This window comes from Corynebacterium sp. HMSC073D01, from assembly GCF_001815555.1.
GTDB classification, from domain to species: domain Bacteria; phylum Actinomycetota; class Actinomycetes; order Mycobacteriales; family Mycobacteriaceae; genus Corynebacterium; species Corynebacterium glucuronolyticum.
The window spans coordinates 154,005-165,798 of sequence record NZ_KV821038.1 but is presented as its reverse complement, the minus strand read 5'-3'; the positions used below and the strand labels follow the sequence as shown (position 1 = coordinate 165,798).

Genomic DNA, 11,794 nt, shown 5'->3' with positions numbered 1-11,794 from the left:
ACAGTGGAACCTACCGAGGCGGAGGTGCAGCCAGCTGCGGTCTTGCCGCCACCACCCGCACCGGTGGAGGAAGCGCCGACTTTGACCGTTGATGCCTCGCCTGCGCCCCAGCAAGCCAACGGGTTCATGGGGACGGCTGACACCGGAGGGAAGTCCTCATACGCCAACTGCAAAGACGTGTGGAATACCCTCGGTCGCCCGATTCACGCGGGGGAGCCGGGGTACGTCGCCGGGCACGGCAAGCTCGATGGCAACAGCGACGGTGTGGGGTGCGAGAAGGATCCGAGGTAGGGGGGAAATAACAAAGCGCCACCGCTCTATCCATTAGGTAGAGAGGTGGCGTTGGAGAAAGGAGTTAGGAGAGCTGGAAGGTCTTGGTTACCTTTTGATCATTGAAGTCGAAGGTGGACTCCACCTGAATAGTGACGGGGTTGGTCTCATCTTGGAGGACAAAGCCATGAACCTGTGACTGGGTACCACCCGGCTGGATTTCCTTAAAGGAGTCTCCGGGGGTATAACCCTCCGGCTCGGCATCAAAATAGATGGCAGTTTCGAGTTCCACTCCGTTTTGGAAAGCTTGAACGTGAACATCGAAGGGGTTGAGGTTCTTGTCCGTTTGGATGTTCGAGATCTCCACGGTGGTGGCGAAGGTGGATGCACCCTCGTAATCGGGCACGGAAACAGCACCCTCTGTGATCTTTGCATGGAAGATCTTATCTAGGTCAGCCTCTTCACCCAGGTCGCCCTTGGGTGCTGCAGATGAATCGCCCTTGGCCGCTGCCACGGAGGATGTCTCAGAGGAGGTGCTGTCAGTGTCGAAAGCATCGTCCACGACCTTGCCAAAAAATGCCTGGGTACCAATGGTGGCGATGACGCTGAGGATTCCGATAACTAGGCCTGCGATGGCGATGCCTCGCCCACGTGTATTGCCTGCGGGGCGAGTGGAGTAGATACCGATTCCCGCAAGAATGATGCCACCGAGTGCAAAGATAGGGGCGATGTTATTGATGATGGGAATCCAGCACAAGAGGAGAGCAATGATTGCGAGAACAAGGCCGATGATGCTTGTTGCGCTTATACCTTTTGCTGCGGCTGGCTGAGAAAACTGGTCTACCTGATGATTAGGCGGGGGGGGGGTTGTCATTTGTAAACCCTCTAACTAGTAATGGGCGAGACGCCCGAACTGATATTTACGCAATTATTATACCCTCGAAAATCAATCTCGAAAACAAGGGGTTCGCCATTCCCTTTTTCTCAGCAGTGGTAGAGGAGGAAATCTATGAAGGGGGCTTATTGTTGGGGGTATTCCTATCTAGTTCTTGCCTGGTGGGGGTGTGGTGCGGGGGTTGAGTCTGGGCGTTGTGAGTTCTTTTTGTGTTGGGCGTGGGTGGGCAGCCGTGCGGGTTTTCTCGTTCGGGTGGTGGGGTTGCCCGCAAGTTGTGGACGGTGGTTTAGGCGGCTTCGGGGGTAACCGCCGGTTTCTTGGTGGGTGGGTCGGTGATCTGGTTTTCGAATTCGACGGGGCTTATCATGCCGATACTGGAGTGGCGACGCCGCCGGTTGTGGACTATTTCAATCCACCGGGCAACCGCTTTTTTGGCTTCGCTTCTGGTGGCCCATGTCCTCCGGTCGTAGAATTTCATTTTCTGGGTGGACCAAAGCGTTTCACTCATCGCAGAGAGTGTCTAATGGTTTGTGTGTGAGGGATTCCCCTTCATGATTGGAGTTAGGCCATTATGACTACTGTGGCGAAAAGAGATCCGGCTGATAAGGCGAAGATTGATGCGATTGAGAAGAAGCTTCTTGCTAATCCAGAGATCGCAAAGCTGATTGATGAGCTTGGCACATCCACCCACGATGCCAATGATTTGGTGCGTGGCATGCTGCAAGCCTCGATCACCCGTGGGTTGAACGCGGAGATGGATACGCACTTGGGCTATGTCCATGGCGATAGGAAGAAGAAATCGGAGGTAGGTGAATCAAATCATCGCAATGGTAGTTACACCAAAACCGTGGAATCCAACTACGGGCCGTTAACCATCAGTGTTCCTAGGGATCGCAATGGGTCGTTTGTTCCACTGATGGTGCCCAAAGGTACTCGCAGGCTAACCGATGTCGATGACATGATCATCAGCTTGTACGCCGGAGGAATGACTGTAAGGGACATCCAACATCATATGGCCCAAGCGATGCGGGTGGATGTGTCCCATGAGACGATTTCTGCTGTTACTGATGCTGTGTTGGACGAGGTGATGGTGTGGCAGCAGCGTCAGTTGGAGGAGTTTTACCCGGTCATCTTCCTTGATGCGTTACGGATCAACGTACGTGACGGCGGACGGGTGGTAAAGAAATCCGCATATATGGCTATCGGTGTGGATATGGAGGGAATTAAGCACGTCCTCGGCTTGTGGATCGCAAAAGAAGAAGGGGCTGCCTTTTGGGCACATGTCTGCGCGGAACTGTCCAACCGTGGTGTCAAAGATGTCTTCATTGTCTGCTGCGATGGTCTGAAGGGCCTTCCTGCCGCTGTGGAAGCCACCTGGCCTGGCTCCATGGTGCAAACCTGTATTGTGCACCTGATTCGCGCTGCTAACAGGTGGGTTGCCTACGGCGACAGGAAAAACGTGTCTGCCGCGCTACGCCGGGGATACACTGCGGTGGATGAGACGGGGGCGAAACAGGCCCTGGATGAATTTGCAGAATCCGAACTTGGCCAGAAGTATCCGCAATCGGTTCGCGTGTTTAGGGATGCGTGGGATAGGTTCATCCCGTTTTTGCAGTTCCCGCCCATGGCACGGAAGGTGATTTACACCACGAATTCGATTGAGTCGTTCAATAATGAGCTGCGGAACGCGACCCGTAACCGGGTGCAATTTACCAATGATGAGTCCGCTTTGAAGACACTGTGGCTGATGATCTGCAACATTGAAGACAAACGAGCACTACGCCGCGCCAAGGAAGGAAAGAGAGCCTCGGCGTCTGCCGGACGGCTCGTGGAAGGAGCCAGAGTCAGTAACTGGAAGCAAGCAATCAACCAAATGGCGGTCGCCTACCCAGACCGCTTCGACAAGTACATGTAACACCCCCACACACAAACAACTTGACACGCTCTCATCGCATTATCGAAGCACACGCCGGTGCGTCCCACTGATTGGGCGACACCGAGTTCGTGGCACACCTCCCACAACTGGTCACTGGTGAACTGGGTACCACGATCAGCATGAAACACCACACCGTCTGCTACTTCGCCACGCAGTGTGTGGGCCATCCGCAGGGCGCGTTCCACCAGGTCAGTGGTTTGAATACTGTCCATCGCCCAGCCCACAACCCGGCGGGAGTGACCGTCCCTGACCGCACACAGGTACAACCAGCCCTCACCAGTTATCAAATATGTAATATCCGACATCCACACCTTGTTTAGGTAGCCGGCATCAAACATGCGCTTGACCAGATCAGGAATCTGCGTCCCACGAACAGAGTGCACGGTCGTGATAGGCACAAACCGTCGAGGGGATATCCCCTTAAATACCTAACAATCGCATTCTTTTAGCCACGGTTTTCCGGTTGATTTTCACACCCTGAGCATGCAGCTCAGCAGTGATACGGGGGGCACCATATACCTCATCTGAGTCACGCCAGATCGTTCGAATCCTAGTATCTAAGTCGGTGTAATACTTCTCCTTCGGATCGCCGCCACATACTTTGTTTTGCTGCTTGTTTAACAAGGCGTAATACCCTAACCGGGAGACCTCCAACAGTCTCGCCATGCGGCTGATGCTGAAGTTCGCCTTGCTCTGGCTGCATTAGTGGGAATTTTTCCTCTCGCGTTGCTTCGCAGCGAAGAAGGCGGTTGCTTGTGACAAGAACTCATTATCCAACCGGGCTTTGGTTAACTCACGGTGTAGCCTGGCGCTTTCTGCACGCAAATCCGCCTCACTTTTCCCATCTGCGTTCCCATCGCGTTGCTTTTGGGCTTTCCCCACTTGCCTAACAAGCCCGAACTCACGCCGAGCTCCTCTCCAACATGGGCAATCGGGCGTCCCGTCTCGATGACAAGCTTGGCTGCCTCTGACCGAAACTCAGGACTAAACATCCTGCGCTGCCCCATACTGAACATCCTCTCCTACGGACACACGATCCGTACAACTAGGGTGTCCACTAAACGAGGGTAACCTCAGTTTATAAATATTGGGAGTTGCTTGGGTGAGGGGTAAAGCGTCCATTTAAACGCGATCAGGGGACGTGCTCTTCGCCTTTTGATTATTCACTTTAACCTATTTTTGGGACCTACTTAACCACTGGTCCCGAAGATTTAAGAGATCGCAGATTGGGGGACTGTCTAAGCCGTATAAGGCCAGATCCCGAGTACCGTCCATTTCCTCGTGTGAGTTTGAAGCCAATTCTTAAGTGGCTCCTTCCATTGGAGCAAAGATAAGTCCGGATATTTCTCGGAGGAGAAAATTTTACGCATCTAAATTACGATATTGATGAGTCCTGAATTTTACGGGCCTTTTGTCCTGGTGAAGTGTGGGAAGAGTGTATGCGGATGGACGTTAAAGACGACTACTAAGGCTTCTTGCTGAAGAAGCCACCTTTTAGTAAGAAAGCCGTTGATAGACTTGGAAAGTTTTATGCAGGGAAACAAACGGAGGCTCCGCAACAACGCCAGCAAATTCTGAGTTGGTACAGCACTCTAGGGGAAAAGACACTTTTTACTCTTCAAGATCTGCTAGTAAATCAGTTTCCCTATTGCCAACTATTGACCGCAAATACACGAGTGAAGACTGAGAAGACCGCCTCCGAGAAAATTCTTCATACCAACGTGCAGCTGTCAAAAATGTTCGACTTCGTCGGGGTGAGATTGGAGTGAGACTGTTTCTTAGGCGATTTGATCGAGATGGCATACTCGATCGAAGAATTTCTTGGGGCGGAAGATGTAGAGGTGCTGATTCGGGACTATAGGGAGGACGCGCAGCACGGCTATCGTGCGGTGCATACAATCATTAGATCTCCCGCAGGGATCGTGGAAGTCCAACTGAGGACGCTGTTACAGGCGAGATGGGCAAATGCCTACGAGATGCTTGCTGACGTTATGGGTAGAAAAATTAGGTATCAAGAAATTGAGCTCAGTGAGGATGAGCCTCTGGGAGTGGTGTATTCAAACCTTCAACGCATATCTACAGACATTGCAGAGATTGAGAAGGCTATCGAATCACGATCGGAGAATACAAACACAGCCCTCATGAATTTGGTCAACTCTCGGCATTTTCTCCCGTTGTCAGTAGAAACACAAGTACTTAGGGCAAACACCTTAGCAAGTTTGGTACAAGCCGAAACGTACGCAACCCTTTCTGCCCTCCAGAATGCTAGACTCGTCAAACATCTGGAGGAATTAGCTGAAATTCTGCAGGAAATGAAAAAGATGGCCAGTCCACAACCCAAAGTGAGGTGACAAAATGAAATACTTCGTTCTCGTGTACAACAGCAAAACCGGGGAGCTGCGTATGTCAGAATTCGCGGATCGTGACGCGGCGCTGGCTCTGCGGATCGAAAGGGAAGATCGGTACCGTGGCGAGCCTGACGTGGAGGTTGTGGTCATCGCTGCCCATAGCCTGGACGAGATTAAGCAATCGCATTCCCGTTATTTCATGAACGTAGCCAAGAACTTTTCATTGTCCGGCGACTACGAGCTTGAAGAAATTCCGGCAGCGTAGTGCTGCCTAGGTGTCCAGGCTTGTGATGAGGTTTTTGCAGTTGAACTCGCAGCGCAGGTCCTGGTCGCCGGGGTGCTCCTTGATGATCGCGATGACGGCGTCGCGGGCGGCGCGGGAGGCTTCCGGGGAGGCGGCGATGACGCGCTGCAGCGTGACAAGGTAGGTGGCGGCAGCGGCGTACTTCTCCTGCCATACGAGCCGGTCGGCGCAGTCCCGGACCATCTCCACGCAGGTGAGAGGGTGGGTTTTGGGGAGCTGGTCGATGGCGAAATCGGCGATGTAGTCGGGCTGAATCAGGGGGCCCCAGGTGTAGAAAAGCTGCAGGGCCTCATCAATGCGCTTGTGGTGTGCGGCGGTGAGAAACCGGAGGGTTGCCCGGGTGTCATACGCATAGGGGATACCAGGTTTGTGGTGTTTCATCACTTCGATGAGCGCCATGGCGTCGTCGTAGCTGACGAGTGGGTGCTGGACATACTCTATGGCGTAACCCCAGTAGCTTGTTTTTGCGCGTTCCTTGAGCCAGTGGAGGTAGTCCTCCACGGGGAGGTAGTAGCGGATGAGGATGCCGAGATCGTCGTCGTCGATCCAGGCACTGGAGTCCGGGTCCCACGCGTCGCGGATGACGGCGCGCGCCTCGTCGAGGCGGTCGTGGTCGGCGAAATACCTCACGAGGAGCAACGTGTTCTCGCCGGTGAGGTAGGTGATAAGTGGTGCGTCGTCGCCGGTGAGGAGGCAGAAGTGGGCGTGGATCTGGTCGTCGCCACGCGCCTTGGCTGCCTCCGCTGCGGCGAGGAGGTCTTTCTTTTCCGTCAGGAGGGAGTAGGGGGTGAAATCAAAGAATGGCAGGTATTCGTTGATGCTTGTCAGGGTGTGCGCAAGCCAGGTGACAAGGTGCGTGGATCCAGCATCGACGGCCTGGCAGTGGCGCAGGTGCAGCGCGAGGGCCTTAAGCAACAGGGAAATAAAGTCGCAGATCCGCAGGTCCGGCTCGCACAGGAGCAGGAGCGACTCGATGAGCTTCTCGATAACGGGGAGGAGGTACTTGCCGCGCCCGGCTTCCTCGAGGGAGTTCAGTGTTTCGATGGTGCCCTCGAAATCGTCGCGGATATCCATCAGGTCATCCGTGTAGCCGTAGGTAGATTTCGACTTTTTGATCGTCACAACCCTGTGCCGTGCCGTCTCCGCCAGGCTCTTCATCGCCATCCGCATGAGCGCTGCGACCTCCTGCGGTGTCCCCACGGTGAGCACCGCGGGCGTGAGCAGAGGGTGGGGATCGGCGTGGTTTTCCACAGGGTAGTCGCGCAGCACCTGGACGAGCGTCTCGCGCGGGGCCTGGTCAAAAAAGCGCTCCTCCACCGCGGCGCAGTCGAGGCCCCAGGGGCCTTCGCCGGCGTTGCCGTCTTCCGGGGAGAGTGCCAGCCCCACGGCGATGGCATGCTTGCACCAGTTCCATTCCACCGGGCACGTGCACGTGGGCAACACGATATCCCCGTAGGCGGTGAGCGTCACCCGGTAGGGCTCATCGGCGGTGCCTTGGACATCCGCCTCCACCACTCGATCAGACTGGGAGACGATGGTGATGTCGTGGATATCGAGTGCGCGCTCGAAGCTGCCGTCGTCGGAAACCCAGGCGAGGTAGTCGTAGCTGAGGATATCGGTGAGTGCCGGAGAGGTGCTATCCATGGGCCCATCGTAAACCGAACCGGTCACGATCGCAGCGGTCTTCTCGAACACAGCTGCGGTACCCTAATAACCATGTGGGACAAGATAGTCATCATTTTTAATAACTGGTGGAGTGACCCGGACACGCAGATGTGGCTCATCCAGCGCCCGTTTAGGATATTGATCACCATCATCGCCGCCTTCATCGGGCAATGGGTGATCACCTTGGCGATCAGGAAGTTCGCCACGTACCAGAAGGAAAAGCCACTGCACTCCTTCTTGCCTGTGCTCAGCCCCAAGGAGGCGGAGATCGCCGATTACGAGGCGAAGGCCCGCCAGGAGCGCAAGCAGGGGCGCATCGACACGCTTGCCTCCGTAGCCAGGTCGACGGCCCTCATCGTCATCTGGGCGTGGGCGGCGCTGGAGATCCTCCGCAACCTCGGAGTAAACGTTGCCCCCATCATTGCCTCCGCCGGTGTTGTCGGCTTGGCAGTCGGCTTTGGCGCGCAATCCCTCGTCAAAGACTTCCTCGCCGGCATCTTCATGCTCATGGAGGACCAGTACGGTGTCGGTGACACGATCGACGTGGGCGAGGTTGTCGGCGATGTGGAGGAGGTCACCCTCCGCTTGACCACCCTGCGCGATATTGACGGCACGGTGTGGTTTGTCCGCAACGGCCAGATCGAGCGCGTGGGTAACTTCTCCCAGGGCTACGCGCTGGCGCGCATCGATTTCCCCATCGGCCTGCAAAACGATTTCCACTCGGCGCGGGAGGCGATCGAGGAGGCCGCCAAGCAGGCGGTGCAGGCCGAGGACATCAAGAAGATGGTTCTGGAAAAGCCGTCTGTGCAGGGCATCGTGAGCGTGAAACCGGATCACGCCAATATTCGTATTACGGTGAAGACGCTGCCTGGCCGCCAGTGGGCCGTGCAGCGGCGCATCTACGCGGAGATCTTCCCCAAGATCCAGGAGTACGGCATCACCCCGCCGAACCCCTTCCTGTACAAGGGTAGCTCCGACTAGCGGAAGAATTTGCGGATCGTCTTGTACAGCGCCATGAGGAAGAGGACAACGAAGGCGACCATGAGGGCGAGCAGGATGCAGCCCATCACCGCAGCTGCCGTTTCGTTGTTCGAATCCACAGTCCCGGCACCGACGATGGCGATGGCGAAGAACGCGACGGTCACTCCCAGAACGGGTTTCCACGGGTTCTTTTCGTCTGTGGGCACGACGGCGGAGCTCGTCGAGCCGACCTCTGCGGGCAGGGGCGTCGGTGTCGTGCTGGGGAAGCTCGGGTAGGAGGGCGCCGTCACCGGGGGAGCGGTGGCCGCCTGCGGGGTCTGCTGCCACTGGGGTGCGGTGTCCCGCGCGTCCAGCATGCCGTCAGCCCAGGCGGAAAACTCGGCGTGGGTGGCGGTGCCGCAGCCGGGGATGGGGGTATCGGACACCACGAGGTCTACGCCGTGTGAGGGGTCGGTGACGTGGGTGAGCCCCAACTGCGTGCAGAGCACCGTCAGTGGCACACCGTCCGGGACACGCTGCCCTCGCACATGGACCGGGCCATAAAAAGCGACGCGCGCGCCGGGGGAGAAGTGAGCGTTCATGGTGCCCAGTCTATCGGAGTTGTTCCAGTGGCTTTTCGACGCTCGTTACCACGTGAGTTGTCTTCTCCTGCACCTCTTGGGGAGACCAAGTAAAGCTGAAGCTCTCGTCGGCGACTGCGTGCATGGAGAGGTCGTTGAAGCTGTCGCCGAAGGTGTAGAGCTCCACCTCGTGCTGCGGCACACCCAGGTGGCCGGCAAGCCAGGCAAGTCCCGCGCCCTTCGTGCACCCGGTGGGGATGATGTCGATGAAGTCCTGGTTGGTGACGCACTCAACGGGGACTGTGTCCTGGATCCACGCGACGAGCCGCTTTTGCAGGGTGTCGTTTCCAGGAACCCTGATGGGTAAGCCGATGAAATGATACTGGGGGATCTCGCTGGGATCCATTTCCTCGTACTCTAACTGGATTGCGCTGACCGCGTCCTTTGCACACCGGTCAGAAAAAAGGGCATCGAGCTTACCTAGGCGCGTGCCGTAGACGGCGATTCCTTCTTGCGTGGAAAGTTCGGCTACCACGCGTTGGACAGTCGGCGTGTCGAGGTAGGTTTCGTGCAGGACAGCGCCAGCACGGTCGGTGACGACCGCACCGGTGTAGAGCACTGAGTAGTCGAACCGGATATCGTAGCCCCGGAGTACGTACTCAGCAGCAGTAAGCGACCTGCCTGTTGCAGCCACGGCCAGATGGCCTGCCTCCTGCCAGCGGTGGATCGCCTCTCCGATGGTGTCAGGGATGCGGCCGTCAAAGAAAATGGTGCCATCAAAGTCGAACGCAGCGATTTTCATGGCACCCATACTATCCAGTTGTGGCAACAGTTTGTTGCTTGTGGCTTGCTTCTTGACGCGACTAGATTTGCCCGCAGTCGCTTGGCGCGGGGAGCCCCTTGAACCTGTCGATGAGCCAGTTGATGGACAGCGGTGCATCGCCGAAAGTGGGGCCGATGTGGTTGAGGACGAGCTTGCCGGGCACGAGCGGGGTGAGGTTGGCGTTGAAGTCCACGGTGGCGCCGAGGTCGCAGTAGTCGCGGGCCATCTGGCGTACCTGTTCGTTGGGGATCGCGTCGTCAGTGTTGCCGGAATTCACAAGGATCGGGGCGGTGGGCTTCATCTGGCCCAGGCGCTGCTGCTGCAGGGCGTTGCGGAACTCCGGTGAGCCCCAGGCGAGCTCGGGGAAGGATTCGCCAGTTGTGGTCAGTGTCCGGGTGTCTGTGAACGCCCAGCGCAGGGAGAGATCTGCAACGCAGGAGGTCTTTGCCTCGCGCAGGAGCTGCTTGCCGCGTTCGTTGAACTTCTCGTCCACGACCTTCCGGATCTCAGGGTAGCGGTCCATGTACCCGTTGGTGGACATGCCCAGTACCCCGGCGATGGCAGACGTGTCGATGGCGGGCATAACCGCGAGAAGGTTCGCAGGGGCCGCGCCGGAGTAGGTGCCCTTGACGTTGAGCTCGGGCGCGTACGTGCTCACTCGCTCGGCGGCGGCTGCTGCGGCACCTCCGCCTTGGGAATACCCATGGAAGCCGAGGGGCGAGTCAGCCGGCAGGCCACGGAGGCGGAAAGCCGCCCGGGCCGCGTCGATAAGCGCGTTGCCCTCCTCGTCAGTGACCGTGTAGCCGGGAACCCCCGGAGTGCCCACGCCGATGTAGTCCGTGACTACCACCCGGATGCCCGACAGTGATGCCGCGATGTGAATAGGGGACTCGTAGTTCGTGCCCAGCGCCCCCGTCAGCGGATCAAACGTGCCGATGAGCGAGTTGGAATTCGCACACGCATCGCCATCGCCGCGGGTACCGGGCGCGAACGCGATCGTCGGAACAGGGCCGGGGCCCGGCCAGGGGGCTGACGGTTCGAGCACCATGCCACCGGAGTAAGCTGTGCGCCCGTTGTGATCCGTCGTTGTGTACACGAAGCGGAAGCCGTTGCCGTAGCGAAGCGGAGTGGAGGAGACCACCGTCCCGGGAGCCACCTTCTCAGAGGCGACGGGCGGGGCGATGGCCTCGGCAGACGCGCAGGTGGGGACAAAAACACAGGCGAGGGCGGCGAGTACAGCCGCGCCTTTCTTCAGCTGCAGACGAAGGTTCATACCAGCTAACTTATACTTATTACTGGTTGGGTGAAAACCCAGGGAACGAAATAGTGAAAAGGAATACCCCATGTTGAAAGCAGTCTCTCGGATCATCGCGGCTCTCCTCGTCGTAGTTCTCATCCTTGCAGCAGGCTTCTGGGTTGGCACGCGTGGAGGACTCATCCACAACGCCAAGCCGATTGTCAGCTCCACCCAGCTGGGTGCCAGCTACAAGGACATCGCGGAGCTTTCCGTTGAGGAGTACGTGTTCACCAATGTGGCTAAGCGTGAAGATCCCGGCAAGATCATTGCCGGGTGGGGCATCCCGTTCACCGGCAACAACATCATGTTCACCTACGACGGCACCGTCAAAGCAGGCATCAAGGACGCCTCCAAGATTGACGTGAAGGTCAACGACGGCTCCAAGAAAGTGACCATCAACAGCCCCAAGGTGGAGATCACTGAATCAAAGATCGACCCGGCCACCATCACTGTCTACGACCAGTCTATGAATCCCTTCAACCAGATCAAGGTGCAGGAGACCATGGAGTTCGTGGCACAGGAGGAGGATGCCGCCCGCCAGAAGGCAATTGACAGTGGCCTGCTCGACCGCGCGGAAAAGCGCTCCGCAGAGCTTCTCGAGTCCCACACAAAGGCGCTGCTCGCCGGTACTGACGCAGCCGACTACACCGTAGAGGTGAACTGGAAATAAGGGGGGTACCGTACCAGCGAACCCGGACAATATCAGTGCAATCTC

General features: G+C 57.3%; 15 protein-coding genes. 6 read left to right on the top strand and 9 right to left on the bottom strand.

Translation table 11 applies throughout. The annotated features are described in order from the left end of the window. Nucleotides 1–291: excalibur calcium-binding domain-containing protein (locus tag HMPREF3044_RS06545; RefSeq protein ID WP_141759650.1), on the top strand; the 291-nt coding region annotated here is incomplete at its 5' end. Nucleotides 292–355: 64 nt separating this feature from the next. On the opposite strand, the gene HMPREF3044_RS06540 is transcribed toward HMPREF3044_RS06545, so the two are convergent. Continuing rightward, nucleotides 356–1,144, bottom strand: coding sequence for a DUF5067 domain-containing protein (locus HMPREF3044_RS06540; RefSeq protein ID WP_070740167.1), 789 nt, complete (start codon nucleotides 1,142–1,144; stop codon nucleotides 356–358). Between the two features lie 307 nt (nucleotides 1,145–1,451). After that, nucleotides 1,452–1,673: an IS3 family transposase gene (locus HMPREF3044_RS06535; RefSeq protein WP_371326116.1), complete on the bottom strand. Its 222-nt coding sequence runs from the start codon at nucleotides 1,671–1,673 to the stop codon at nucleotides 1,452–1,454. Nucleotides 1,674–1,736: 63 nt separating this feature from the next. On the opposite strand from HMPREF3044_RS06535, the gene HMPREF3044_RS06530 reads away from it, so the two are divergent. Next, nucleotides 1,737–3,080 (top strand): IS256 family transposase, encoded by a 1,344-nt coding sequence (locus HMPREF3044_RS06530; protein WP_070740164.1) that lies wholly within the window; start codon nucleotides 1,737–1,739, stop codon nucleotides 3,078–3,080. Here HMPREF3044_RS06530 and HMPREF3044_RS12910 read toward each other — a convergent pair. The 3 genes from HMPREF3044_RS12910 to HMPREF3044_RS13630 all read right to left on the bottom strand — a co-directional run bounded on the left by HMPREF3044_RS12910 (nucleotide 3,050) and on the right by HMPREF3044_RS13630 (nucleotide 4,093). Next, complete coding sequence (locus tag HMPREF3044_RS12910) at nucleotides 3,050–3,484, bottom strand: DDE-type integrase/transposase/recombinase (protein WP_141759649.1); 435 nt, start codon at nucleotides 3,482–3,484, stop codon at nucleotides 3,050–3,052. The two genes, HMPREF3044_RS06530 and HMPREF3044_RS12910, sit on opposite strands and share 31 nt — an antisense overlap. Before the next feature lie 37 nt (nucleotides 3,485–3,521). Next, the gene (locus HMPREF3044_RS12600; protein ID WP_005389138.1) at nucleotides 3,522–3,767 is read right to left on the bottom strand and encodes an IS3 family transposase; all 246 of its coding nucleotides are present in this window, start codon (nucleotides 3,765–3,767) and stop codon (nucleotides 3,522–3,524) included. Between the two features lie 122 nt (nucleotides 3,768–3,889). Then, complete coding sequence (locus HMPREF3044_RS13630) at nucleotides 3,890–4,093, bottom strand: transposase (RefSeq protein WP_371326118.1); 204 nt, start codon at nucleotides 4,091–4,093, stop codon at nucleotides 3,890–3,892. An 804-nt stretch (nucleotides 4,094–4,897) separates the two neighbouring features. Between HMPREF3044_RS13630 and HMPREF3044_RS06515 the strand changes: the two genes are divergently transcribed. Beyond that, nucleotides 4,898–5,452: a nucleotidyltransferase family protein gene (locus HMPREF3044_RS06515; protein ID WP_005389144.1), complete on the top strand. Its 555-nt coding sequence runs from the start codon at nucleotides 4,898–4,900 to the stop codon at nucleotides 5,450–5,452. Nucleotides 5,453–5,456: 4 nt separating this feature from the next. Further along, complete coding sequence (locus HMPREF3044_RS06510) at nucleotides 5,457–5,714, top strand: hypothetical protein (protein ID WP_005389145.1); 258 nt, start codon at nucleotides 5,457–5,459, stop codon at nucleotides 5,712–5,714. Between the two features lie 6 nt (nucleotides 5,715–5,720). On the opposite strand, the gene HMPREF3044_RS06505 is transcribed toward HMPREF3044_RS06510, so the two are convergent. Next, on the bottom strand, nucleotides 5,721–7,397 hold the full coding sequence (locus HMPREF3044_RS06505; RefSeq protein WP_246820930.1) for an SWIM zinc finger family protein: 1,677 nt from the start codon (nucleotides 7,395–7,397) through the stop codon (nucleotides 5,721–5,723). A gap of 72 nt (nucleotides 7,398–7,469) precedes the next feature. Here HMPREF3044_RS06505 and HMPREF3044_RS06500 point away from each other — a divergent pair, with 72 nt between their 5' ends. Further along, a complete protein-coding gene (locus HMPREF3044_RS06500) occupies nucleotides 7,470–8,399 on the top strand; it encodes a mechanosensitive ion channel family protein (protein ID WP_070740158.1) in 930 nt (309 codons plus the stop codon). Here the strand turns inward: HMPREF3044_RS06500 and HMPREF3044_RS06495 are convergent. The 3 genes from HMPREF3044_RS06495 to HMPREF3044_RS06485 form a co-directional block, all read right to left on the bottom strand. Further along, nucleotides 8,396–8,980, bottom strand: a complete 585-nt coding sequence (locus HMPREF3044_RS06495) for a hypothetical protein (protein WP_070740155.1) — start codon at nucleotides 8,978–8,980, stop codon at nucleotides 8,396–8,398. The two genes, HMPREF3044_RS06500 and HMPREF3044_RS06495, sit on opposite strands and share 4 nt — an antisense overlap. A 10-nt stretch (nucleotides 8,981–8,990) precedes the next feature. After that, nucleotides 8,991–9,761, bottom strand: a complete 771-nt coding sequence (locus HMPREF3044_RS06490; RefSeq protein ID WP_246820928.1) for an HAD family hydrolase — start codon at nucleotides 9,759–9,761, stop codon at nucleotides 8,991–8,993. Between the two features lie 61 nt (nucleotides 9,762–9,822). Further along, nucleotides 9,823–11,055: a lipase family protein gene (locus HMPREF3044_RS06485; RefSeq protein WP_005389150.1), complete on the bottom strand. Its 1,233-nt coding sequence runs from the start codon at nucleotides 11,053–11,055 to the stop codon at nucleotides 9,823–9,825. Nucleotides 11,056–11,125: 70 nt separating this feature from the next. On the opposite strand from HMPREF3044_RS06485, the gene HMPREF3044_RS06480 reads away from it, so the two are divergent. Then, nucleotides 11,126–11,749, top strand: a complete 624-nt coding sequence (locus HMPREF3044_RS06480) for a DUF4230 domain-containing protein (RefSeq protein ID WP_070740144.1) — start codon at nucleotides 11,126–11,128, stop codon at nucleotides 11,747–11,749. Nucleotides 11,750–11,794: the final 45 nt, after the last annotated feature.